The 23,763-nt window shown below is 40.4% G+C and carries 31 protein-coding genes; 6 read left to right on the forward strand and 25 right to left on the reverse strand.

What is annotated here, in order from left to right; all coding sequences use genetic code 11:
* Positions 1–25: 25 nt before the first annotated feature.
* The 9 genes from ACIQYG_RS00465 to ACIQYG_RS00505 form a co-directional block, all read right to left on the reverse strand.
* Positions 26–211 (reverse strand): YqzE family protein, encoded by a 186-nt coding sequence (locus ACIQYG_RS00465; RefSeq protein WP_134782235.1) that lies wholly within the window; start codon positions 209–211, stop codon positions 26–28.
* A gap of 116 nt (positions 212–327) precedes the next feature.
* Positions 328–714, reverse strand: coding sequence for a competence type IV pilus minor pilin ComGG (gene comGG, locus ACIQYG_RS00470; protein WP_402835021.1), 387 nt, complete (start codon positions 712–714; stop codon positions 328–330).
* Entirely contained in the window at positions 707–1,189 is a 483-nt protein-coding gene (comGF, locus tag ACIQYG_RS00475) for a competence type IV pilus minor pilin ComGF (protein ID WP_402835022.1), read from the reverse strand. The genes comGG and comGF overlap by 8 nt, the downstream gene beginning before the upstream one ends.
* Positions 1,137–1,475: a hypothetical protein gene (locus tag ACIQYG_RS00480; protein ID WP_402835023.1), complete on the reverse strand. Its 339-nt coding sequence runs from the start codon at positions 1,473–1,475 to the stop codon at positions 1,137–1,139. The genes comGF and ACIQYG_RS00480 overlap by 53 nt, the downstream gene beginning before the upstream one ends.
* Positions 1,462–1,905 carry a competence type IV pilus minor pilin ComGD gene (gene comGD / locus ACIQYG_RS00485; RefSeq protein ID WP_402835024.1) on the reverse strand — a complete coding sequence of 148 codons (444 nt, stop codon included), beginning with the start codon at positions 1,903–1,905 and terminating at the stop codon, positions 1,462–1,464. Before comGD ends, ACIQYG_RS00480 begins: the two co-directional genes overlap by 14 nt.
* A gap of 7 nt (positions 1,906–1,912) precedes the next feature.
* Entirely contained in the window at positions 1,913–2,224 is a 312-nt protein-coding gene (comGC, locus tag ACIQYG_RS00490; RefSeq protein ID WP_402835025.1) for a competence type IV pilus major pilin ComGC, read from the reverse strand.
* 76 nt (positions 2,225–2,300) lie between these two features.
* The gene (comGB, locus tag ACIQYG_RS00495) at positions 2,301–3,335 is read right to left on the reverse strand and encodes a competence type IV pilus assembly protein ComGB (RefSeq protein WP_402835026.1); all 1,035 of its coding nucleotides are present in this window, start codon (positions 3,333–3,335) and stop codon (positions 2,301–2,303) included.
* Positions 3,319–4,404, reverse strand: a complete 1,086-nt coding sequence (gene comGA, locus ACIQYG_RS00500; RefSeq protein ID WP_402835027.1) for a competence type IV pilus ATPase ComGA — start codon at positions 4,402–4,404, stop codon at positions 3,319–3,321. Before comGA ends, comGB begins: the two co-directional genes overlap by 17 nt.
* A 153-nt stretch (positions 4,405–4,557) precedes the next feature.
* Positions 4,558–4,707 carry an ArsC/Spx/MgsR family protein gene (locus tag ACIQYG_RS00505; RefSeq protein ID WP_402835028.1) on the reverse strand — a complete coding sequence of 50 codons (150 nt, stop codon included), beginning with the start codon at positions 4,705–4,707 and terminating at the stop codon, positions 4,558–4,560.
* A 327-nt stretch (positions 4,708–5,034) separates the two neighbouring features.
* On the opposite strand from ACIQYG_RS00505, the gene ACIQYG_RS00510 reads away from it, so the two are divergent.
* Both ACIQYG_RS00510 and ACIQYG_RS00515 read left to right on the forward strand, forming a co-directional pair.
* The gene (locus ACIQYG_RS00510) at positions 5,035–5,736 is read left to right on the forward strand and encodes a helix-turn-helix transcriptional regulator (protein ID WP_402835029.1); all 702 of its coding nucleotides are present in this window, start codon (positions 5,035–5,037) and stop codon (positions 5,734–5,736) included.
* An 85-nt stretch (positions 5,737–5,821) separates the two neighbouring features.
* Positions 5,822–6,064 (forward strand): DUF2626 domain-containing protein, encoded by a 243-nt coding sequence (locus tag ACIQYG_RS00515; RefSeq protein ID WP_057911743.1) that lies wholly within the window; start codon positions 5,822–5,824, stop codon positions 6,062–6,064.
* A 52-nt stretch (positions 6,065–6,116) separates the two neighbouring features.
* On the opposite strand, the gene ACIQYG_RS00520 is transcribed toward ACIQYG_RS00515, so the two are convergent.
* Together ACIQYG_RS00520 and ACIQYG_RS00525 are read right to left on the reverse strand one after the other, a co-directional pair.
* Positions 6,117–7,217, reverse strand: coding sequence for a class I SAM-dependent methyltransferase (locus tag ACIQYG_RS00520; RefSeq protein ID WP_402835030.1), 1,101 nt, complete (start codon positions 7,215–7,217; stop codon positions 6,117–6,119).
* 322 nt (positions 7,218–7,539) lie between these two features.
* Positions 7,540–8,166, reverse strand: a complete 627-nt coding sequence (locus tag ACIQYG_RS00525) for an MBL fold metallo-hydrolase (RefSeq protein WP_402835031.1) — start codon at positions 8,164–8,166, stop codon at positions 7,540–7,542.
* 234 nt (positions 8,167–8,400) lie between these two features.
* Here ACIQYG_RS00525 and ACIQYG_RS00530 point away from each other — a divergent pair, with 234 nt between their 5' ends.
* Positions 8,401–8,574, forward strand: coding sequence for a DUF2759 domain-containing protein (locus ACIQYG_RS00530; RefSeq protein WP_034308396.1), 174 nt, complete (start codon positions 8,401–8,403; stop codon positions 8,572–8,574).
* A gap of 41 nt (positions 8,575–8,615) precedes the next feature.
* Here ACIQYG_RS00530 and ACIQYG_RS00535 read toward each other — a convergent pair whose 3' ends face one another.
* The 5 genes from ACIQYG_RS00535 to ACIQYG_RS00555 all read right to left on the reverse strand — a co-directional run bounded on the left by ACIQYG_RS00535 (position 8,616) and on the right by ACIQYG_RS00555 (position 14,506).
* A complete protein-coding gene (locus tag ACIQYG_RS00535; protein WP_402835032.1) occupies positions 8,616–9,791 on the reverse strand; it encodes a YqgU-like beta propeller domain-containing protein in 1,176 nt (391 codons plus the stop codon).
* A gap of 173 nt (positions 9,792–9,964) precedes the next feature.
* Positions 9,965–11,131, reverse strand: coding sequence for a M14 family metallopeptidase (locus tag ACIQYG_RS00540; RefSeq protein ID WP_402835033.1), 1,167 nt, complete (start codon positions 11,129–11,131; stop codon positions 9,965–9,967).
* A gap of 144 nt (positions 11,132–11,275) precedes the next feature.
* Positions 11,276–13,129 carry an LTA synthase family protein gene (locus ACIQYG_RS00545; protein ID WP_402835034.1) on the reverse strand — a complete coding sequence of 618 codons (1,854 nt, stop codon included), beginning with the start codon at positions 13,127–13,129 and terminating at the stop codon, positions 11,276–11,278.
* A gap of 181 nt (positions 13,130–13,310) precedes the next feature.
* Positions 13,311–14,282: an ROK family glucokinase gene (locus ACIQYG_RS00550; protein ID WP_402835035.1), complete on the reverse strand. Its 972-nt coding sequence runs from the start codon at positions 14,280–14,282 to the stop codon at positions 13,311–13,313.
* A 14-nt stretch (positions 14,283–14,296) separates the two neighbouring features.
* On the reverse strand, positions 14,297–14,506 hold the full coding sequence (locus ACIQYG_RS00555) for a YqgQ family protein (protein ID WP_402835036.1): 210 nt from the start codon (positions 14,504–14,506) through the stop codon (positions 14,297–14,299).
* 214 nt (positions 14,507–14,720) lie between these two features.
* Here ACIQYG_RS00555 and ACIQYG_RS00560 point away from each other — a divergent pair, with 214 nt between their 5' ends.
* On the forward strand, positions 14,721–15,578 hold the full coding sequence (locus ACIQYG_RS00560; protein WP_402835037.1) for a hypothetical protein: 858 nt from the start codon (positions 14,721–14,723) through the stop codon (positions 15,576–15,578).
* Here ACIQYG_RS00560 and ACIQYG_RS00565 read toward each other — a convergent pair.
* From ACIQYG_RS00565 to ACIQYG_RS00585, 5 genes are all read right to left on the reverse strand, one after another.
* A complete protein-coding gene (locus ACIQYG_RS00565; RefSeq protein WP_402835038.1) occupies positions 15,573–17,111 on the reverse strand; it encodes a rhomboid family intramembrane serine protease in 1,539 nt (512 codons plus the stop codon). The two genes, ACIQYG_RS00560 and ACIQYG_RS00565, sit on opposite strands and share 6 nt — an antisense overlap.
* A 165-nt stretch (positions 17,112–17,276) precedes the next feature.
* On the reverse strand, positions 17,277–17,465 hold the full coding sequence (locus ACIQYG_RS00570; protein ID WP_063233052.1) for a hypothetical protein: 189 nt from the start codon (positions 17,463–17,465) through the stop codon (positions 17,277–17,279).
* A gap of 76 nt (positions 17,466–17,541) precedes the next feature.
* Complete coding sequence (locus tag ACIQYG_RS00575; protein WP_402835039.1) at positions 17,542–18,114, reverse strand: 5-formyltetrahydrofolate cyclo-ligase; 573 nt, start codon at positions 18,112–18,114, stop codon at positions 17,542–17,544.
* A gap of 178 nt (positions 18,115–18,292) precedes the next feature.
* Positions 18,293–18,442 (reverse strand): 50S ribosomal protein L33, encoded by a 150-nt coding sequence (rpmG, locus tag ACIQYG_RS00580; RefSeq protein ID WP_028391797.1) that lies wholly within the window; start codon positions 18,440–18,442, stop codon positions 18,293–18,295.
* Between the two features lie 117 nt (positions 18,443–18,559).
* Complete coding sequence (locus ACIQYG_RS00585; RefSeq protein ID WP_402835040.1) at positions 18,560–19,168, reverse strand: hypothetical protein; 609 nt, start codon at positions 19,166–19,168, stop codon at positions 18,560–18,562.
* 427 nt (positions 19,169–19,595) lie between these two features.
* On the opposite strand from ACIQYG_RS00585, the gene ACIQYG_RS00590 reads away from it, so the two are divergent.
* Positions 19,596–19,976, forward strand: coding sequence for a hypothetical protein (locus ACIQYG_RS00590; protein ID WP_402835041.1), 381 nt, complete (start codon positions 19,596–19,598; stop codon positions 19,974–19,976).
* Positions 19,977–19,978: 2 nt separating this feature from the next.
* Positions 19,979–20,377 carry a hypothetical protein gene (locus tag ACIQYG_RS00595; RefSeq protein WP_402835042.1) on the forward strand — a complete coding sequence of 133 codons (399 nt, stop codon included), beginning with the start codon at positions 19,979–19,981 and terminating at the stop codon, positions 20,375–20,377.
* 67 nt (positions 20,378–20,444) lie between these two features.
* Here the strand turns inward: ACIQYG_RS00595 and phoU are convergent, their stop codons facing one another.
* From phoU to pstC, 4 genes are read right to left on the reverse strand one after another with little or no spacing between them, the layout of a single operon-like run.
* On the reverse strand, positions 20,445–21,098 hold the full coding sequence (gene phoU, locus ACIQYG_RS00600; RefSeq protein WP_402835043.1) for a phosphate signaling complex protein PhoU: 654 nt from the start codon (positions 21,096–21,098) through the stop codon (positions 20,445–20,447).
* Positions 21,099–21,117: 19 nt separating this feature from the next.
* A complete protein-coding gene (gene pstB, locus ACIQYG_RS00605) occupies positions 21,118–21,939 on the reverse strand; it encodes a phosphate ABC transporter ATP-binding protein PstB (RefSeq protein WP_048682195.1) in 822 nt (273 codons plus the stop codon).
* A gap of 21 nt (positions 21,940–21,960) precedes the next feature.
* A complete protein-coding gene (gene pstA / locus ACIQYG_RS00610) occupies positions 21,961–22,839 on the reverse strand; it encodes a phosphate ABC transporter permease PstA (RefSeq protein WP_402835044.1) in 879 nt (292 codons plus the stop codon).
* 3 nt (positions 22,840–22,842) lie between these two features.
* Positions 22,843–23,742, reverse strand: a complete 900-nt coding sequence (pstC, locus tag ACIQYG_RS00615) for a phosphate ABC transporter permease subunit PstC (protein WP_402835477.1) — start codon at positions 23,740–23,742, stop codon at positions 22,843–22,845.
* Positions 23,743–23,763: the final 21 nt, after the last annotated feature.

Consider the following 23,763-nt stretch of genomic DNA (forward strand, 5'->3'; position numbering starts at 1 on the left):
ATGTCCTAAGTTCAGGACATCTGTTTTACTTTTTGATCGTTTTCCTTATGAACATCGACAAAGCGAAAGGGACTATGCCAAACCAATGAGACATACCTTGGTTTTTGTCCTCTTTTCTGTGACGGCGCTTTTCTTTTCGTTCTTTTTTCGTCAGATTGAAATACTCGACAAGCTGTTGCGTAAGATATTTAATATAAGCGTTTGTAGACATATAAAATCATCACCCTACGCAAAGTATGTCCGATTTACGCTTTTTTTATTCCTTCACTTGTTCCCTGAACACTTGAACCTGTCACATTCCGTTATAAACGAGTCTTGATTTTGGTATTAAACAGCTTGCTTTTCCAGCCATTCTTTCACTTCCCCCGCTTCTGTATCGTATTGAATGATGACCTTGCCCTCACGATCATTTTTAGTTTTGGAAGAAAACTCGATATAGACGTAAGGACCTTCATGCTTCATTAAGGAATATCGCACAACACCATTTGGATATGATATTTCCCCCTGGATGACTTTTGGGATCTCTTCGCCCCACTCTGCCGTCACATCCTTGATGGCTAGATGGACAAGGTGGTCGGCCACAAGGGATTCTTCCACTTCTTTATAAAACCTTTTATCAATGATGAACTGATCGATCATTAGTATCGTGAACATGATGAAAACACTCGCTACAATCATGACCATCGGGAAAACGACTCCTTTTTGATTATTCATCGACTTTCGATACATTCCTAAAGAAAGGATGAAATCTTCGACTGAAAGTAGTCCCTGCTTTATCCGTTATATTTATAACAATGACACTGCCATGCTTCTCGACCCGGAATTCCGAAATATTATGCAAGATGACCTCATGCCCCATACCATTCACTCGTCTTCTGACCTTATCTTCATATTGTTCTAGCGATGATATTTGTTCACCTGAAAGCAAATATAATTTATTTCCCATAACATCCTGAGCTTTGGAACTCCGGACATCCTGCTTCATTTGCATGGTAAAGACCTCCCACTCTTTAGGATGCAATTTATCAACGGCGGCCCCCACATGGGTGTGAATGATTGAAAAGAGCTGCAAAACAAAGAGGGTCGTCGTCATTAAAATCATTAAAGAAAAAAGCAGTTCGATCATCGTAAAGCCATCATTTTTTCGCAGCATCACAAACGGATTCCAATTTACCCGTTCCATCTTCATAGCGTACACACCCTTCAATCATTCCCGGGAAATCCCCGTGGTCCTTCCAAACCAATTCATAGCTTCTTTTTTTATAAATGATTTCCTGACCAACTGCATCAATCTCCCCATCCATGAACGCCGTCAATCTTTCATATAATAAATGGTGGGCTTCTGTCCTTACGGCAATATCTTTCCGATGCGTCAATAACTCTTCAAGAATTGGTAAAATGGCAAGGACCAGTAATATACAAACGGAAAATGCGGCCATCAGCTCAAGGTAGACATAACCTTTACAATTTCTCAATCCGGAACCTCCCTTTACCAATATTGAGGACCAACTTGTACTTTCCCTTTGAGGTGTCAATCATAATTGTTCCGGCTTTGGAAACATTTCCATATTGATTAAAATGAAAGCTGAACCCCAAAGTGCCACTTAAAAACTGTATATCCCCTGGTATGCTTCTCTCTAAAACAATCCCCTCCTTATAAGACGAAACGGTATAAACCTTTTTGGTATTATCAATATGGAGGTAGATCAAGGTCTCATGACTGATGGCATACTGTTGAGCATAGAAAAGATCTTCATGGAATTGTGAAAGAAATAGTCTATTTTCCATTCCTTTAGTGAAGCTAGGATATAAATTAGGACCGATCGAAATCAGGAGTACAAAAATAGCGAGGACAATAAGGGTTTCAGATAGTGTATACCCACCTTCGGAATGACGTATATTCACTTCACTCCTACTCAACGACCGTTATCTTTCCTTTACTATCCAAACTAATTTCATCCCCATTAGGGCAGGATGTCTGTTTGAGATAGCCTTGACTTTCCAATTCACCGATACTTACGGGCAGTTTAGCATTGTCGATCTCATAAGCCTGCACCTGTGCTTGGGCCATCTTCACGAAAGCTTCACAACCTTTAGACTGGATTGTGGATTGGTTCCTCGTGATATTGGGGATTGTTATAATCAAAAGGATGGATATCACCAGTAAAACAATAAGCATCTCAATTAGTGTAAAACCACGTTCATTCATCAATTTCTTTAACATATCATCATGCTCCTGAAGCATCTGCATACCAGATGACCTTCGGGCATTTTCACCTCCGGAATACAAAAATAAAATCCTATATACCTTCGAGCAGTGAGAACATCGGCAGCAAAACCGCCAAATAAATGGACACGATCAAAAGACCTATCAGTGAAAACATTAGAGGCTGAATGATTTTCAAGATTACATTCATTCTTTCTTCTATTTTCTCCAGTATAAATCGACTGTAATGAAGTAGCTCCGCATCAAGTCTGCCGTATTTTTGACCATTAGCAGCGACCACCGGTAAATTCCCATCAAAATATGGGAGCTCCCGAAAAATCATTTCAAGTGATCTGCCCTCGATCAGATCATCCTTGATGATATTGCAAAGTTTTTGGTAAAAAGGCTGCTGTTGATTTATCGAGAATAATTTGATGCTATCGTTAATCGATAGCCCTCCGGAAAGTAAGCCACTGAATTGGCTAGCAAAAAAATAAGTTTCGTATAATTTGATGAAGGTCCCGAATATCGGAATTCCCATCAAAATCCTTCGCTGCCTTAATGGGCACAATCGATTGAACCAAAATCGTTTGAATACATACAAGAATAGGAGCAAACCGAGTATTAAGAAGGGGAGTGCTGGAAGAATGAATGTGGAGGCTGACATTAATCTCAAGAGTGTATGCTGATCGACATCCATCGTGAAATAGATTGTCTGGAATTTGGGAAGGAGAACAGTCTGAAGAATATAAAAAACGATGCTTACAAAAAAGACTAAGAATACGGGATATACCATTAACTTTTTTACTTTATCCATATCCTCGGTTCTTTTCTTCCAATATCGCCCTCCTTCTTTCAACGCCCGTTCCAGGTCGCCATATTGTTCTCCATAAAATATATAACTTACAAGCTGCGGATGAAAATTAAGACGGGTCAGCACTATGTGCAACGGGTAACCGTTCCTTAAATCGTCTTTAGCTTGTGTGAAGTCTTCCGCTTTCTTCTTTGATTCCTGAAACTCAAGAAAATGTAAAGCTTCCGCCAAAGGATAGCCATGATTCAATAATTCACCTAACTTCGAAATAAAGACCGCCTGCTCTTTTACCTTCCATTTACTTTTTGGTTTCATGGTATACCAGCCGTTCATATTCCTCTGAATCCACATAGCCCATCGCAACCGCTTTTCCGATTTCATCCTTTAATTGGCGGTAGCTGACCGTTGCCTTTCCTTTTTCATCTCCCATTATCCGGAGAACTTCAGCCAGGCTTTTTCCATATAGCAATTCATATACACTTGCCCTTTTATTCCTGGCAATCATTTTGCAAGCTAAAGCACTGTCCCCTTTACACGGAAGACATCGCAATTCAACCAGCCGCTGTGCTGTCACGCCAATCAAACTCTGTTCAACCTCAAGCAGGCTGACACCAAATTCCAGTAACCTGGAAATGGCGCCCTGGGCGTCCCTTGTATGCATGGTTGTCAGTATCAAATGTCCGGTTAATGCGGCACGCACTGCGATTTTGGCAGTTTCTGCATCCCTGACTTCCCCAACCATGATCACGTCTGGGTCATGCCTCAGAACTGCTTTTAGACCGACAGAATACGTAATGCCCGCCTTTTCATTGATTTGGACTTGCAATACTTTTTCGGATACATTTTCAATGGGATCTTCAAGTGTAATGATATTTCGATTGATCATCTCATGGGCATGGTGAAGCAAGGAATATAGTGTCGTGGTTTTCCCACTGCCTGTCGGGCCGGTAAATATGAGCATGCCATGGGAATGCTTCAGGAGAGCAATCAATTTTTGAACGGTGTTTGGAAATAAGGATAACTTTTCTAGAGGAAGGATATTCTGTTGGGGTATTAAGCGGATGACCAAACTTTCGAGATGGGCAGTGGGTAGAGTGGAAAGGCGGAGCCCGACCACCTGGTTAGCCAAATTGATGGTGATGGCACCACTCTGTGGCCTCCTTTTCTCCCCAATATCCATCGAGGCAAGGAACTTCAAATGAGAGATCAGCCTTTCAGCTTCAAAGAATGATAATGTTTCCTGGGGAACAAGCTTATTGTCTATCCTGAATTGGATGAGAGGTCCCTCTCCGCGAAAAAAAATGTGGATATCCGATGCCGATTCCTGTATGGCACGGGTTAGTATTTTTTCTGCGGTCTTTTCAATCGATATCAATTCATTCATCACCTCCTATGTTTCTTGTTGTATTGATTCGACAATCCACGACAAATTCCTGCTTTAAAATAAAAAAAATTTCCGAAAAAACTTCGAGAATCATCTTACATGCTCATTTTCAAATCAAGCCTTTTGGAAACAAAATTTCTTAATGCGTCTACATTATTGCCAATGACCAGATTTTTCCCCGTCAATGAGAATGGGTCTTCTTAATAACTTCGGTTCTTTTGTTAATAATTGGATGACATCAGAAAGCATCATTTCGTCAATATTAACTTGTAAGTCTTTGTAAGCTTCACTTCTTGTCGCCAAGACTCATCAAGTCCTTCCGTTGTCAATTCAAGAATTCTTTTTAACTCTGCTACAGTTGGAGTCTTCCTGAATAAATGTCGCTCATCGATACGAAAAGAAAGTTAACTGTGCCATAATCACTCTCCGTTCACATTTTGTATACATTTTATAGTCTATATAATTATCGCACAATATTTGTATAACTAATGTATATATTTTTTCTTTATAAGACCGTTTTAAATGTGAACTTTTTTTAAACTAAAGGGTGTTTGCCTTTTCTCTTATTCCATTTTTTTCTGCCTGCATTATAATGAACATAGGTAAACTATGGAATAGCAGGAGGGTGTAATGGAACAAACGTTAAAAATAACAAACGTGTTAGCTGATCCCACCAGATATTATATATATCAGCATATTGTGAACAACCATGGTGATGTATCGGTACAGGAAATCGCCGATTCATTCAACATCCATCCAAATGTCGCCCGTCTACATTTGTCAAAACTTGAGGATGTCGATATGTTGACCTCGGATGCCCGAAAGACCGGGAAAGGCGGTCGCCCCAGCAGACTTTATCGATTATCTGACAAAGTCATACAGCTTCATTTTCCATATAGGAACTATCAGCTGCTTTCAAGGATTGCCGTCCAGACGATGATGACATTAGGGGAACAAGGAAAACAGGCTCTTTATGAAACGGGAAAAGTATTCGGGGAAGAATTGATCTATCAGCAACTAGCGCTGAACTCGACGTCGATTGCTCGACTTGCTTTTGCGGAAAAAGTCAACATGCTTAAAAATGCGGCTACCATTGCAGGGTTATCTCCCGAAATACAAGCAAGCGAAGAGGAAAATAAAATATACTTTCGTATCTTCAATTGCCCGTTTAAGGAAGTTACTGAAGTCGAGCCAGGAACCATCTGCTCCATGCATAATTCATTTTTAAAAGGTATGTTCGAAGCCTTGTTTGAGAATGTCAATATTGTGGAATTAGAAAATATGATGTCCAATTGTACAGCATGCTCATACCAGGCTTCGGTTCTCACATAGAAACAAAAGGCATCCTTTACATTACCTTACAATTTCATTTATAATTATTTAGAATGTACACGACTAGACATAAGGAGGGATTCGGGTGGAACGCATGTTCAGAGTATGTGGATTTTGGACAGGAATTATGGCCATTTTCTTTTATCTTGGCCATATGCATCAAACGTCTTTGCTTTTCTTTGCACAAACGATCTTTTTTGTACTTTTAAGTTATTTGAAATTATCTGAGCGCATGTATATTTATGTTTTCGGCGCCTATCTTACCGTTTTCTTTGCAGGATTTTCCTACTGGAGCGTATTTATGATGACTCCGGGTGCTTCGCATTAAGAACAAGCAATATTACATAACCCATGAATTTTGATTCATGGGTTTTTACTTGTCACCATTCAGGAAAGATCCTTACATCTTCTCCTAAACTCTTCGATTGAAGCAACACTTTGAAATGTTCACTAAATCCCCCTGGAACGATTAGCCCCCGAATTGCACGATTACGCTTTGCCGTTTTCGAGAATGGATCAGTTCCTTGATGGTCCTTCAGTTCCTCTAGTATCCCTGCTTTAAGCAAGAATTCATTTTGATGAAAAAGCCCTCGATTGGTAAGATCCTTTCTTTTTCCAATCTCGATTATTGTGTCAAAATGGATATGTGTCGTCAAATCCATATCACCAGGATACAGAAGTGCATCTTTAATCATTTGATGCCGATAATAGCCCCTCAGGCTCCCTTGAAGATGAGCTGGCTCCTTCCATTCCCTTTCGGTATAGCCATAATCAATTGTAAGGAGAATACCCGATTCGATACAGGAAACGATCTTCTCATATTCACGGACCATGTTTAGCGGAACTTCGTATCGTTGATTTTCATTTAAGGTGATTTTTCGTTCAGTAAGGTAAGATAGGATGTCAGGGTTGTCCAAAGGTACTCTCTCTTCTACCAACTCGCCTTCCTTTTCAGTGACGAATACCTCTACCAAAGATCCCTTATATTTTTCAATGACAAATACAGGCAACGCGTCGAAAAGTTCATTTGAAAAGACGATTCCATTTACATTCGTCCATTTTTCTATACTGGCAGCAGAAACTGCCTGTTTGAACATCCCTATACGTTCTTGCTGAATCTTTCTATGAAATGGACTGCCATCCACAAGGATATAAGTCAAAGAGTCCCATAACTGCGGTTCCGTTTCTTTTATGAAAACGAGGATGTCATACGCCAGCTTACCGTCCCCAGCGCCGACCTCGATGATTCTTGGTGATACTCCACATCTTTTTATCAAATATACGAACCATCTCGCCAGTGATCTCCCAAATGCATCCCCAACATTGCCAGACGTATAAAAATCCCCTCTTGAGCCAATCTTCTCTTTTGCGCGTGCATAGTAGCCTATATTGGGCGTATATAAAACAGCATCCATATAGTCATTATAGGAAATCCTTTTTTGCGGGCTTCCTGAAATCAATTCCTTCAAGTGATTTTTCAACACAATAGCCTCCGTCTCCATGGATCTTCCATCATATTGATTTCTTAATAAAATACATAAATAAGTTTTATCGACAGTCATACCCGAAAACAAATTTAAAGTTCGCAAAGTGTTCATTTTTTTATCTCGCAGTCATAAGAGTGCATCATTACAACTGAATTAAATTATGCACCTACTTCCAGAGCAGATTCAAAAAAGTCATGCACACTAGGGAAGACCCCGATTTTTTATATTCAGTATAGTTCTGGAATTGACCCATTTCAATATTTTTAGATTATTAAGAACTTAAAAAACAGGTGCCATATGGCACCTGTAAAAGGGATTATCTCAAAAAGGGATTAGTATTCTTTTCATCTAGAATGGTCGTTACAGGCCCATGGCCAGGAAAAACGATAGAATCATCAGAAAGTGTCAAAAGCTTCGTTTCAATGCTATTTAAGAGCACTGACTCGCTTCCGCCTATTAAATCGGTCCTGCCAACGCTTCCTTGGAACAGGACGTCCCCAGAAAAGAGGAGACGTTCGTCCTTCACATAATACGAAACACTCCCTGGTGAATGTCCGGGGGTTTCGAATACTTCGAAAGTGAATCCTCCAATAGTAAGTTCTTGCTCATTTGCCAAGATGTGATCGGCAGGCTTCATGCGCATTGGATTTTCCGGGAACCAGTTTTGGGAACCATTCAATGCGGGATCAAGTAGCCACTTGGCCTCTTTTTCATGAATATATGCAGGGATCCCATAATGCTCCCGAATAGCATCCAGAGCACCGATATGGTCAAAATGTGCATGTGTCAATAAAATCGCTAAAGGCTTTAAATTTTTTGTTTGTATGTACTGAATGATTTTCTGTGGCTCTTCACCCGGATCGAAAATGATGCAATCCTGTCCATTGGAAACTACATAACAATTCGTTTGCAGCGGTCCTAGAGGAATTTGTGTCCATTTCATTTCCATCAACTCCAATATGATTTTCTATCTTTATCTTACACTAATTAAGCTGCTAATGTTAATCCAGTTTACTCAAGTCATAGAAGTGTCATCTATTAAACCTCGACAAATAATTGAAAAAATATTAAGATATTAACAAATGCAATCTTTTCTACATATTTTTGGTAGTTGCTTTATTCTCTGGGTATATTATTAGGGATTAGGTATTCATTACGAAAAAAAGGGGGTTTTGACATGATATTAATGGTTGTTTTCGGTCTTGTGGCTATATTAGGAGTAGCAGCTGTGTTTACCTCATTAAAAAAGAGAAACTTCTTAGGATTCATTTTTGCAGCCGGCAGTGCAGTCGTGTTTGGCTGGTTCACTGTCATGACAGTCATCAACAGCGGCTTTCCTGTTGCCCATTGAAGAAAAAAGCTCGCCATCCGGCGAGCTTTTGTTTTAGGTCATCATGTTTGTTTGAACAATCTTTGTATTTGATGGGTTTTCATATCAATGATTTTCTCAAATTGATATCCATATAAGCAGAAGTTGCCATCAAGCGAACAGCTTAATGGTTCATTTTCCATGTCCTTCATCAATTCTTCTTGTGTGCCTTTTTCCCAATTTAATTTAGTTAAGGTAAACCTTCCTTCATATTGGTCCGCATCTTTTGATTCATTAGGAATAAACGTTATGAATTCCTTGTTTTTTTCAATGAAATCATAGGATGGAATGACCCAATCTGAAAAGCTTTTCAATAGTGGCACGGAAAAAGAGTGGATCGGCTTGTTTGTTGGATCATAAAATGCATATGTACCCCGATCTTGTTTTTCTGTCTCCACTTGAATAGTCATCAGCTCTTGTTTCATTTTTTTAAAGTGAATGACATCGAGCATAATGCTGTCTGCCCCATCCTCATTAAGCGCTTTTCTTTCAAGGGGAGCCGTCAAAGCAGGTTCTTCTTTGTCCCAATCCAGAAACATCAATTCATTTTCACTTGCCCATTGAGCAAAGGGCTGTGGAAAGTCCAGAGTTTCCATAGTTTGTTCATCTGGATTCAACACATAACTGCTGTATGTCCAATCTTCATAAAAACTCGATACAAACAACCGGCCATCTTTAAATGAATTCCACTCATAAGCTAATTCATAGGCTGGAATCGCCACGGAATACAGTGGATTCCCCGTTTTATCGAGTATTGTGATTGATGCTTTATCCGAAGAGGTGAAGGACGACAACAAAATATGCGTACCAGACGGACTGATCGATACTTCAGAAAACGCAAAAGCCGGCTGATAGAAAACGGAAGTATCATTCGTTTCCAAATTCCATGCCATCAACTGGGATAATTCATTACCATCCCGCTTCACAGAATATAAAATGGTTTCCGAATCCAGCCATCCAAAAATGGCTTCGATTTTTTCCGTTTCTGCGGTCGGGACCTTTAAATTGCTTACTGAAGTTTCCAGGTGGTTAGATTGGGAGTGTTCTTTTTCCGTATCATTTACGGGTTTACTAAGGTCCTTGGAAGGCTCACAAGCCGAGATAAGAAGGATAGTGGAGATAAATAATGGGACGAAACACAACATCTTACAAATGGAAAGCCGCATACAAAGTGCTGCTTTGGATACTTTAATCTCCACACACCTCCCACTTCAAAACTAAAACGCCTGGCATTTGTGAGCGAGACATTAGAAAGAGAGTAAGGATTAACCAATTGAATCCATACTCTCTTTCATTATAAAGTAAAAAAGAGAAAATGTGGCGGATAATGATCTTATATTTTTTTGGAAGTATATTCCTTATGGGGGATGCATCACATATATAGGCCTGCCATCAAAATCTTGACAGTATCTTCATATATACCAGGCAAATGGGATAGCGGAAGCGGATTGATGCCCTTTCCCAGTTCGATTGTGAATCCCCCGCGTTTGAATTCCTGAATGAACCAATCTTTATACCCAGCATGGCTGTCAACGTATTTTACGGCCCGATATCCGCTGCGCTTTTCAAACTCCCTTGCAACATCCGCTGCCTGTTCAGGTTCATGTCCCTCATATCCCCAATAGAATTCTTTTCCCTGGGTGTGAAGTGCAAGCACTCTTTCAAAATTCCGTCTTATTGCCAGCTCCTTCATGGCCCATGCTTCTGGTTCTGATAACGCGTTCTCTCCTGGAAAATCCCTCGGGGCAGGGGCTTTTGGAATCTTTCTACGCTTTTCAATCTCCCAATTGGCAGGATATTGATTATTCAGGTCTACACCGCGAATATTGGCTTTCCAAGCATAAAAGGCGGGATTACCATTATTTATTTTTAAAACATCAAACTTCCCCTCTGCCGCCTCCTCCCCCTTTAGGACAAGGTCGACTCCATCCGGATTCACCATTGGAACCACCGAAATGGTCATATCCCGATAGAACGGCATACAATCCATTTCGCAAAGTGTACGATCATTCGTTACTGCCAGCAGAAAATCATTCAGCCATTTCATCAAAACCGCCGAAGTGATCCATTCATTAGCATGGAATGAACCGTTATAATGTATGATCTTTTCCCCTTGACCGATTCTTACCTCAAGTAGTTCTTTTCCCAACACACTCCTACCAATCGATTCAACCTTAATAAAGGGGTAATGACAAGATAGAATATCAAGATCGTCAAGAAGTGATTGATATTCGTAGGGCTTGTCGGTGACAATCACGGGATTCATCACCCGGACGGGTACGGAAAAAGGTTTTTGTCCATCTTGATTCAATAATAATATCCCATCGATGGGCAGGTGATATTGTAAAGCGATTTCGGCAAAATCGATATCTAACCGGGACTCTTCCTGAACAATGTAACCAGGTATCTGTACTTCCATGCCATTTGGCAAAACACCGCCAGTTATGGCCGGATTGGCATCCTCAATCAAAACCCGAGGAATTTGGAACAATTGACTGTAATATGCCAAATCATCCCCGCTTCTGCTCACAACTTTCATTCAGCCTCCGCCCCTTTCATTGTTTTATCTTTATGAAGGGAAAAACAGAAAGATGTTCAGGAAATCTCACGTGTTTCATAATTGTTATGGGTACTGATTCTCCTGAAAAAACAAAAAAACCTGGATTGCGCCAGGTTTCTTTTTTCAAGGTTGCTCATAAAATCGGAGCAAATCCCCGTAAATGATTTTGTCGGAGTAATCAAGCTCCTGCTTTGCCTTTTCCAAATACTTCTCACATGAATTCTTTGCAGTCGCCGCTCCGGTCTTTTTATCATAGCAGGTATCCATCGTATAGAGATAATCCTTCGTGATGAAACTGCTATCGCGAAGAACGGTGAATTCTAATTTCTCTTCGGAAAATAGATCTTTGCCGAATTCTATATAATCATTATTTTCAATGCCCAATAAATGAAGGAGAGTCGGCCTTACATCAATTTGGCCGGAAACGGTGGAAATCGTTTTTCCCTTCTGCCCGGGGACATGTATGATGAGCGGGACACGCTGAAGCTGGATGGATTCGAAAGGCGTAATTTCCTTCCCAAGGAACTGGCTCATGGCAGAGTTGTGATTTTCTGAAATCCCATAATGGTCTCCATATAGTACAATGATGGAATCCTCATATAATCCATCACGTTTCAAATCGCCGATAAACCGTTCCAAGGCTTCGTCGGTATAACGTACAGTCGGAAAATACTGATTCAATGTTTTGGAATTCGAACCGTAAGGTTCCAATGTCCGGTCTTCTTCATTCAAAGTGAATGGAAAATGATTGGTTAACGTTATGAACTTGGCATAAAAAGGCTCAGGCATCCTCTTCAAGTGAGAGATTGATTGCTTGAAGAACGATTTATCATTCAAACCCCAATTGATGGAATTCCCTTCAGACACTTTGTATTCATCACTATCATAAAACCGTTGGTACCCAAGAGAATCGTACATTATGTCACGATTCCAAAAGCTTTTATTATTGGCATGCAAGGAAGCCGTATAGTAACCTTTTTCCGTTAAGATTTCAGGGGTGGCTTTGTATTCATTTTGGGCATGAGTGAAAAATACTGCACCTCTACCTAAAGGGTAGAGGGAATTCTCAATAATGAATTCTGAATCGGATGTTTTTCCCTGGCCAGTTTGGTGATAAAAGTTATTGAAATAATAGCTCTCTTTAATGAATTGGTTCAGAAAAGGAGTGATTTCTTCCCCGTTGACAGTTTTATTGATGACAAAGCTTTGAGTGGATTCCAATGATACAAGGATCACATTTTTGCCTTTTGCCAGACCATAAAGTTCATCATTAACTTCTTTTTGATTGGCACGGACATAATTTTCAATTTCCGACAATTCACTGCCATCCGCAAGTGCACGTTGAGCTGATGATTTCGTCTGTAATATTGCATCATAGAGGTGATAATGGTAAGTACCGATATTCTTAACGAGGATTTCGCGGTCAAACGTTCTTGTCAGGAGTTCAGGACGCGCCGCTTCCGCTAAAGCTAAGTTAAAAAATGTCACTCCTAAAGCCATTAACAAAAAGAATTTACGGTCCTGGGGATTATATCGACTTTCACGGAATGTTTTTGGTTTGTATTTCAGCAGAAGCATCAAGAACAGAATATCGGCAAAATACAAAAGATCACTCCGATTGATCAATTCATGTACACTGCTTCCAAGGTCGTTCATATTGCTCGTTTGAAAAAGAACGGGAATGGTTAAAAAGTCATTGAAAAAGCGAAAAAAAACAAGATTGGCGAAGAGGACGAAGGTGATGAAAAAACTCATGGTCAATAAGTATGCTTTCCTTCTATTTTCCTTTAAAAATATATTCACGCCAAGTGTAAGTAAAAGGAAACTGACAGGATTGATGAATAGTATGAACTCCTGGATCCAATTATCAATATCTATCTCAAAACTTGTTTTATAAGCGATATATGTTTTAAGCCAAAGTGAAACCAATACGACCCAAAACAATGAATATCGCTGTTTTTTGAAGACCCTTTTCAATCCTGGTCCCTCCTCATCGAAGAAGCGCTGGAGCTACAATCCAGGGCGCCTCAATAATGGGTCATGGTTCTCCCCCTTATGCAAAAGCAGGAACGGCTGCCCCCACCCCTCTAAAGGGGGAACTTTTTTTGAAGAATCCACCTTTTTTCTTATAACCCTGATTGCCATGGGCAGCATGGGGTCACGTATTCAGTTGACTTTTAATGAGCCATGCTGCACCTATTACCCCTGCATCATTGCCTAGTGTGGCCAAGCTGATTTTCGTTGACTTACTAACCCGTTTGAATGCATACTTTCCGAAGGCAGAACGCACAGGATCAAGCAAAATGTCTCCCGCCTGTGAGACGCCCCCGCCAATGACGATTTTATCTGGATTCATGACATTCCCAACATGCGATAGTGCCAGCCCCAAGTAATTGCCCACCTTATCCACCACAGCTTTGGACAAAGGATCACCTGCTGCAGCGCATTGGAATAACAGTTTGGAAGTTACCGCATTTCCCTCGTCGACTTTTTGCCGAAGCATTGACTTTTCAACGGCGGCATCCAAGGCTTCTAAAGCCATACGGACAATTCCAGTCGCCGAAGCAACCGTTTCCAAACAACCAGTCTTGCCGCAATTGCATGGTGCCCCTCCATCCGTTACGACCGTTATATGCCCTATTTCTCCAGCAGCCCCACTGGTACCATGGACGATTTGCCCATTATGGATGATCCCTCCGCCTACACCCGTTCCCAGAGTTATACAAACGAGGTCTTTGGCACCATTACCTGCACCTTTCCACATTTCTCCCAATGCTGCCATGTTGGCATCATTATCGATCACAGCTGGAAGAGATGTCTCCACCTCCAATAAATCTTTTAAAGGATAGTCCTTCCAGCCAATATTGACCGCTTCATATATGGAACCGTTAACAAATTTCACAGGGCCGGGAGCACCCATTCCTATCCCTACTATCTTACTCTTCGGTTCATTAAGTTCCACGAGCTTCGCATCAATTGCTTTAGCTATGTTAATCGTAATGTATTTTCCCTTTTCGGAGATGTCCGTGCTGATTTCCCATTTATGAATTATCTCTCCGTATAAATTGATTAAAGCCAGTTTGGTAGTTGTACCGCCTAAATCCACACCCATCAGCCACTTTTCCATCATTCTCACCTTTTTTATCAATTTTTTTTCTGTTTTTCCCTTTCAAGAGACAATTGCTGCCTGATTAAAAGAATTGCCGTTTGATAATCTTTCGTATCCATCATCTGCATCCGGTGGATTTCCCTTATTTCGGCCTCCATCAGTTCAAGCTCGGCTAAGCGATCGCCAATATAGATAAATGTGCCAAATCTTTTCAAGTATTGTTGAAGATCATAATATGTTTTCATAGTAAACCTCTTTACTCTTTTCTTTAGGAAAGTATATCGAATCAGCACCTTTGTAACAAGCGCCCATTTCCTCTTTTGATAATTTCCCCCATCCCCCTCATACATGTCCAACTGTATTCATATGATGAAATATCAAGAATTTGGACTCTTTCGATTTGATTTAACAGCTTAATGTTTTTAAACCATTCATCACGCGTGAAAACGGAGGGGAAAAATGAAAGTACAATTGAAGTATACCGTCTTTTTGGTTTTAACCACCATTTTTGTCATCCTTTATTTATCAAATCATAAACAGACAGAGGAAACCATCATTTTTTTTCCCATCGATTCCTCACTCCATTTTGAACATGCTTCCACCCATCTGACACCAAAGGGTACCGGGGATTCCACTTATACCATCACTTGGAGGGTGGATTCTAAGTTGGACCAGCCTGCTTACTTACGTCAAGACGTATCGCTTTTATACAAAAATGGAAAATTGGCAGGAGCCTTAAAAAATTGGCGCCAAAATAAACAAGAACTCTCTCAGAAAGCGAAGACTAAAGAATCCGAGAGTGGGCGTTATGAAGCTGTAACGTTTCATTATGCCGAGGTTCATCCAAGTGACACAATTTTCACCAGTGCCCAGCAGCTCAGTAAAGATAAACTCTATACAGTAACGACACCGGTTTTTCAATTTTTTCACCGCCCCCTTTCAGAAGAACAGATTCAGTGGAAAAAAACGCTGGACGGCTTGACAGATCAAACGGTTCGAAATGGTTTGGAGAAAGCCGGGCAAGCCTTTCAGGTTAATCTTGATCAGTACAAAATCATCTCTTTAACAGATCTGCCTTCTAAGAAGAATCAATGGCTCGCCGCCTTCCCCCAATTCAAACGGGAAGAAATAGTGGGAAAACTATGGGAAGGACTTTACAAAAATTATGTGTTGGGAATAAAAAAGGAGGATGGATCCACTGTGAGTCCACAAGGTAGCACCATCCCCCTATTGCTTATGGCGAAGAATCAAAGTGAAATACTTGTCTTGTTTACCCTGAAAGACGGTACCCCAATCATGCTGCGTCAAAAGTTATAGTTGCTTTTCAATTTCTTCCAGTAGTTTAGTGTATGACTTATTATCCGGGGCAAGCTCTATAGCCTTATCAGCTTGCTCTTTAGCTTGATCGAATGATTCGAGATTCATGTAGACCAAGGCAAGATTGTAACGGGCTTCATGCAAATCCGGATTACTTTCAATCGCTTTTTCATAATAATCCCTAGCTTTGTATATGTCCTTTTTATCAAAAGATAAATTTCCTAGAATAAAAAGCGACAGCGGTGCATCAGGATTTGACTCCACATATTTGAATAGCATCTCTTCCGCCTTATTCTCTTCATCATCATCAATATACTTTTGAGCCAGCATTGCCATGGTATTATCATCCAAAGCTGCACTTTCCTGATGATTGAAACCAAATTGCAGCAGCAAATAGGTCAGTATTACCGTCCCGATCAGAAAAGCCAGCTGCCGAAAGATATTCCTGGATTTTGGGAGATGGACCACTCCAGCGGCCAAGAACCCTCCGATCAAACCTCCGATATGCCCTGCATTGTCAATTCCCGAAACGGTGAAACCATATATTAAGTTAATGATGATCAACACGATAACCGATGAGCCCATCGAGCGCATGAATAATTTCGGATAGACGATGCCAAAGTACAGAAGTGCCCCAAAACAGCCAAAAATGGCTCCGCTCGCTCCGGCGGAAAGATTCGGGGTCATGATGAAGCTGCCTAGAGTTCCAGCGAAACCAGCGAATATATAGATGAAAAGGAACCTGGCATTCCCGTAAATCCTTTCAACTTCAGCACCGATCAAATACAACGAAAATGTATTCATCAGTAAATGAATGAACCCAATATGGACGACCATCGGTGTAAAGAACCGCCACCATTCCCCTTGTATGATATAAGGGGAAAATTTAGCGCCAAACTCAATCAAAGTCTTGGAATTGGTGCTGCCCCCATTAAACTCCATCAAGATGAACACAGCTATTTGTACCGCCATGAATATATATGTAAAGAATGGCTTATTGGCATTTTGAAATACCTTCTGTTCTGCCTTAGCCTTTTTGACTGACTCCGAGATAGCGTCCTTCTTTACTGCAAGAACCTTTTCCTCATCTATTTCATTTTCTTCAAGAACTCGAATTGAAAGTGGTTTTTTCAAAACATGTTCAAGGTTTTGCAACGAATCCTGAAAGTTCTCACAAGTTAGAAGGAACGTGTTGACATTCGTTTTTTTAAAGGAGGCCACCCGTGAACTAAAGTCATGATCATCCACCGGGGCGAATTTACTAACATAGATACTTAATATGTTTATGGGCTTTTTGTATAATTTCCTTCTGATTCTTTCCCCATTCTGCAATGTTCGGTCGATATCGCGTTTCAGCCAATTAGCCCAATCCAAATCATGCCGGATGAGTCTTATGACTGGAAACTCCTTATTCTTATCGCTCTCAAGCCATATCTCCTTATGGTTTTCCGTGACAGTGATCATTCGATAATCATAATGGGCAGACAACTCCCTTATGGTTTCCCAAAAAAAATAATCCTCTTTAAATCCCAATGCCTTCCCCACTTTCCAATGAAACTTAAGCTTCTAAAATTCCTGTTCTTTAATTAAAACTATAGACGAAATCATGTAAAAAGTAAAAAGGAGACTGTTTTTCCGCTCCTATTAAATAAAAAAAGGGAACCCTGTTCAGGTTCCCTTTTTAAGATGCCGGCATCCTCATTTGGTCTGAGTGAACATGCTTTGCATCATTTTATCCCTGAACATTGGCATATCCAAGGATTTAGTCACTAGAAATCTTCTCAGTATGCCGTTGGACAGCGCAACATTTATCAGGCGGTACCGGTTTTGGTAACCTGCATAAACAACTAAACCAACCAAGAAGATTTGAATGATTAATCGAAGCATAACAATCCCTCCTATCAGTAGTGTGATACAGGAGAGGATTTTTATGAGCTAAAAGTGATAATTAATAAACTTCTTCTTAATGGGCGTACGTGCGTATAATCCTTGATGGGGTAATGAGTTTGCCCACCGCTATATCATGTACCTCTATCGGTAGTTCATCCATTAATTGAAGCTCGTATGCAAGGGCCAATGTATCACCTCGGTAATAAGATAGGAAACGGTCATAATAACCCCCCCCAAAGCCCAGGCGATACCCTTCCTTGGTAAAAGCAAGGCCGGGTACGATCAATGCGTCCAATTCCTCTTTGGAGGCCTTGGCTGTTTCAGCCACTGGTTCCAGCAACCCGTAATAAACAGACTCCAGCTGATTGAAGGACGAAATTTTTTTGAATTCCATTGTCTTTTTTTCGGGATCACATTTTGGTACAGCCACTTCTTTCCCTTCGCTCCATGCTTGTTCGATGATCCGTACCGTTGGAACTTCAGGCGGAATGGAGATGGTGATGCCAATGGTTTCAGAATTTTTCCATTCCTCCAATGTAAATAAGTTTTCAGCGATTCTGTTAGATAATTCTTCATGTTCCTCTTTAGTCAGCCCCATTAAGCGGGACCTAACTTCCTGACGGAGCTTATTCTTGTTTTCTCTCATCTCTTCCGACTCCTTTAGTCTACTTCTATTATTATCTCATAATATTTGTTCATTTACGAAAATACGTGTCGATAATCGCCGAATCATTCGTGCATTCTGAAAATACTCACTAAAGGAAAGAGAGAAAAGAAGGACTTAAAAAAATGCATAAAAAAAACAACAGGAAAAATCCTGTTGCTTACTTTGTTTCACGGTGAGTCGTGCTGCGTTTTTCTCTTGAGCAGTATTTTTTAAGCTCAAGACGGTCTGGATTGTTACGTTTATTTTTTTTAGAAATATAGTTACGGTCTCCACATTCAGTGCAAGCTAATGTAATATTCACGCGCATTGTGTATTTCCCTCCAAACATATTGACATTTTCACATAGGACTTTTCTATAATATCATTATTCAATGCGAATTGCTAGTATGTTTTTCGGGAAATCCAACATAACTTTTTTGAATTCTTAATTGTTTACGTTTTGCATCGTCAGGAGGAGCTGATTATTTATAACTTTCGCTTCTTCTTTCGTTTCAGCATGAATGACCCAAGCCACAGCTTCCACACATTCTTTCGGTAAGATTTCCGTCTCTAGTGTAAACACGCTGGTAACTTCCCCTTTGGCGAGCGGTGAATAAGCCAGGAGACCTTCTTTCAATGATTTGAAGCATCCTTCTTGATATAGGCTTCCCTTACCTTGGATGCAATATTGAGAGATGCTTTTTCCTTTCACCAATCCACCCAATAAGGCAATCGATTGAGGGGCTACATGTAAAATCGCCCGTTCATTCGGGCTGTAAAAAGCCACCGCCTGCCTTTCGAAAGCGTTTTCATAGTGAAAAAACACTTTTGGACGCTTAGTCTCGAATGAGGTATTCCTGATCGTGAACTTCGAAAAGGTCACCTGCCCTTGGGTATACGTTTGTGAAAGTGTCCGGATCTCTCCATTAGGATGACTCATCATATCTTCCTCAGGATACCAATCAAAACTCTCATCCATCCATAATCCAGCCTTTAATCCCTTACGAAATAAATCCTGGTTATCCTGCGGCATATATGCGTATAGCGAATTCATATAAATCATCCCTTCCCATTCATTATCTTTATATTACTTATCGGTAGGCGCTGACAGTGAAACTATCCACTTTAGATTCTGCACACCATTTTCTTATTAGGTACAATGATTTTTAATTATTCAAAATATTTTGTTTTTTCGATTTATTCTATCTTAATGTTAGCACTGAATTGGCTGATGGACAATAAACACATTTTGTCGAATTTTATGTATGTTATCTCTCAAAGGTTTTTTTCCCATTTTAATGCCTAATTTTTTTTCTGCAACGACGGTCGTAAGGCTTTTCGACAATATTTGAAAGAAAACAGACAATAAATGAAGTTTACTGCCCATTTCCGAAAATATAAAAATATGAAAATCTCCATTCTTTTTAAAATATGTGTAAAATATAAGTATATTGTCGAAAATTATCTTCTGAGGTGAAAACATGGAAACACTTATCATCCTTCTTTTTTCATTAGCGCTCATCCTTCTCATCATTTCTTTTTTCGGTAAAGATAAAGTTGCCAAATTAGAAGAAGATTTGGAACAGATGACACTAACATATATGCAGGATATCTACCAATTAAAGAAGAAGGTGAAGATTCTTGAAGAGGAATTCGTTATCCAGGACGACCCTGTTCCCCCTGTAAAGGATAAATCAACTGTCACTTCCAATGATATCGAACCCATTCATGATATTCTAAAAAGCCAGGTTCTATCTTTATATAGTCAAGGTCTTACTTTGGACCAGATCGCTAGACAATCCTCGTTAACGAAGGAACAAACCCTTTCAGTGATCGAGCAGCAAAGATTGCGGGGTGAATGAAAATGAACAAAGCAAGACTGCAAGGTCTTTCCGCTGGCATCATTTTTACAACAACAATCTTTGCTGGCTTTTATTATGCCACCGGAATATTCGAAGGCACCACTCCTACTGCTGAGGAAGCTAAAAAAACCGTCCAACCAAAGGATTCGGATAAAGATTTAATGGGGAAGGAAGCTTCAAAAAAGGCCCCCTCCATCGTCACCTATACAATTAAAGTGAAAACGAATATGACCACAACCGAAATTGCCGATTGCCTTTCCAAGGAAAAAATCATCGATGATGCTGCTGAATTTGAAGCTTACATGAATGACCGTGATTTATCGAAAAAAATACAAATCGGCGAGTTTGTTGTTACGAATAATATGACATATAGACAATTGGCCAACACTTTGACACATTAATGAATAAGAGAGACTTTTAAATGGACTATGTCCGAGAAAAAGCCTCTCTTTTTTTCAATTAATGGGGTCATTCATTCCTGCTGATATATCTCCCTCTTACCAGGAAGTAAATATTCTCGGCGATATTCGTTGTATGGTCCGCTGTCCTTTCTAAATATCGAGCAATTAGGGAAAGCTGTGTAACCTGCTGAAGATTTTTTTCATCTGAAAGGCGAAGGAGACTTCGAATCATTTCTCCATAAAAGCGATCGACCTCATCATCCATTTCAATGATTTCCCTTGAAAGAACAACATCTTCCTTCTCAAATGCTTCTATTGAAAGTTGAATCATCTTTAATGTAATATCATGCATCTGCTTTAATGGTGTTAAAGGCAGAATAAATGGCTGGTCACCGATTCGGATCGCTGATTTGGCGATATTCACACCAAAGTCCGCCATCCTTTCAATATCCGAGGCGATTTTTATGGCAGCAATGATACGCCTTAAATCAATCGCAACCGGCTGTTGCTTAGCAATCAGTAAAATCGCAAAGTCGTTTATTTCCTCTTCCAGTAAATCAGCTATTGTATCATCATCAATAACTTCAAGAGCCTCATCTACATTATTGCTTTCCAGTGCGGCATATGATTTTGATATGGCACCTGAAGCTAAATTAGCCAACTTCACGATTTTCCCTTGTAGCTCTTTCAATTGAAGCTCGAAATTTTCACGAACGATCATTATCGCATCTCCTTTTCTCTTAACCGAAGCGTCCGGTAATGTAATCTTCTGTTCTTTTATCATTCGGATTAGAGAAGATGGTATTTGTATCAGAATATTCGATGACTTCCCCATTTAAGAAGAAGGCTGTTCTATCAGAGATACGTGCTGCCTGCTGCATGTTATGGGTAACGATGATGATGCTGAAGTCCTTTTTCAGTTCCTGGACCAATTCTTCTATTTTCAAAGTGGATATCGGATCAAGGGCAGAAGTAGGTTCATCCATTAGAATGACATCTGGTTCGATTGCCAAACATCTGGCAATACAAAGGCGCTGTTGCTGTCCACCTGAAAGTCCATATGCATTTTCATGCAGACGGTCTTTCACTTCATCCCAAATGGCTGCCCCTTTTAAACTCTTTTCAACTATCTCATCAAGAATTTTTTTATTTTTAATTCCATGGATCTTTGGTCCGTATACAACATTTTCATAAATTGATTTAGGAAAAGGATTAGGCTTTTGGAAGACCATCCCCACCTGTGTCCTTAAATCTTCCACCTTATAGGACTGATCAAGGATATTCCTGTTCCTATATTTAATCTGACCTGTCGTTTTCACATCCGGGACTAGTTCTATCATTCGGTTCAATGTTTTAATGTAGGTGGATTTCCCACATCCTGAAGGCCCTATGATGGCCGTCACTTCATTTTGGTGCATATCCAGATTAATATTTTTCAAAGCATGGTTTTCACCATACCATAAATTGAGATTGGATGTTTCATACACCTTTTCCGTCAAGGCAGCTGATCCGACATTATCGATCTCGATAGCCGGTGACTCTTTTTCTCTCGTTAAGGTCATATTCATGCTTCCTTCCTCCTATCAGTATCTTTTCTGGAATTTATTTCGAATTATAACCGCTATTGAATTCATGAATATTAACAGGATGAGTAAAATGATGATTCCCGCGGCAGCAACCTGCTGGAATTCCTCCTGCGGACGAGATGTCCAATTATAGATTTGCATTGGCAGCACTGTAAATGTATCCATGACCGTTTGAGGTAAAAAGGCGATGAACATTGGTATGCCAACCACCACCAATGGCGCCGTTTCACCGATTGCCCGTGACAAAGCAAGTATCCCTCCAGTTAAAATGCCAGGTATCGCAGCAGGCAGGACCACTTTCAAAATGGTTTGCCACTTTGTTGCACCCATTCCAAACGAAGCTTCCCTTAAATCACGAGGTACGGCACGTATTGCCTCCTGGGCAGCTACTATGATGACCGGGAGAACGAGTAGGCTCATGGTCAGGCCCGCTGCCAATATGGACCGGTCCAAGGCAAGAGCACGAACGAAAACCGTTAAGCCCAGAAGTCCAAATACTATTGACGGGACACCTGCCAGATTGGAAATATTCACTTTGATAAAAGTGGTGATCCAATTCTTCCTCGCATATTCCTCTAAATAAATGGCCGTTCCAACACCGAGAAGCAGGGAAACCGGGGCCACCACTACCATCAACCATATTGAACCGATCAACGCGGCCTTTATACCAGCCTCTTCAGGTTTCCTGGAAGCGAAATTCTGAAGGAAGTCCACATTCAGACTACCAATTCCTTGAGTGAATATCCGATAAAATAAGATGGCCAATACGAGGAGGCCAACCAATGTTGCCAAGAAGAATAATCCTTTACAAATCGTGTTAACAGCCAGCCTAGCAGGCATTTTTTTTGCAACATGACTTTTGTTTATCAGTTTCATGACTTAATATTCCTCCCTGAACTTGCGAGAGATGAACTGCGCCAGTAAATTCATGACAAGCGTAAAGACGAACAGTGTCATTCCAACCGCATATATGCTGTAGTAAATCGTTGTCCCATACCCTGCATCCCCCGAACTGACCTGAACGATATAAGCGGTCATCGTTTGAATCGATGAAGTGACATCCATACTCATATTTGGGGTCGAGCCACCGGCAACACTTACAATCATGGTTTCCCCGATCGCTCTGGATAAAGCAAGAACGATGGATGCGACAATTCCAGAAATGGCTGCTGGCAATACCACTTTAATTGTCGTTTCGAGTTTCGTTGCTCCTAAAGCATACGCACCTTCTCGAATCGACTTCGGTACTGATACTAAGGCATCTTCCGACAAAGAAGCTATCATCGGCATGATCATGATACCTACAACGATTCCAGGACTCAAGGCATTGAACATGTCAAGGGAAGGAAATAAATCCCGCAAAACCGGTGTTACAAAAGTTAAGGCAAAAAAGCCATAAACGATAGTAGGAATCCCAGCTAAAACTTCTAAAATCGGCTTGATGATTCTCCGTGTTTTCTCTGATGCATATTCACTCAAGAAAATGGCTGTTGCAAGTCCTATTGGAACTGCAACCACCGCTGCTATGACTGTTATCTTCAACGTTCCAACAATAAGGGGCATAATCCCATAGGAAGGTGCAGATGCAAATGGCAGCCATTTAGCTTCCGTAAAAAATTCGACGATGGATACTCTGTCAAAAAAGATAAATGTTTCAAATATAAGGGTCAGGATGATCCCGATTGTAGTAAATACGGAAATTGCCGCCGTAATGAACAAAAGCTTAGGTATGACTTTTTCCATATTGATTTTTTTCTTACTTTTCTTTTCCAGAATCATTTGCTGTACAGAATAGGTTTC

Source organism: Peribacillus sp. NPDC096622 (assembly GCF_044762665.1).
Taxonomy (GTDB): Bacteria; Bacillota; Bacilli; order Bacillales; family DSM-1321; genus Peribacillus; species Peribacillus frigoritolerans_B.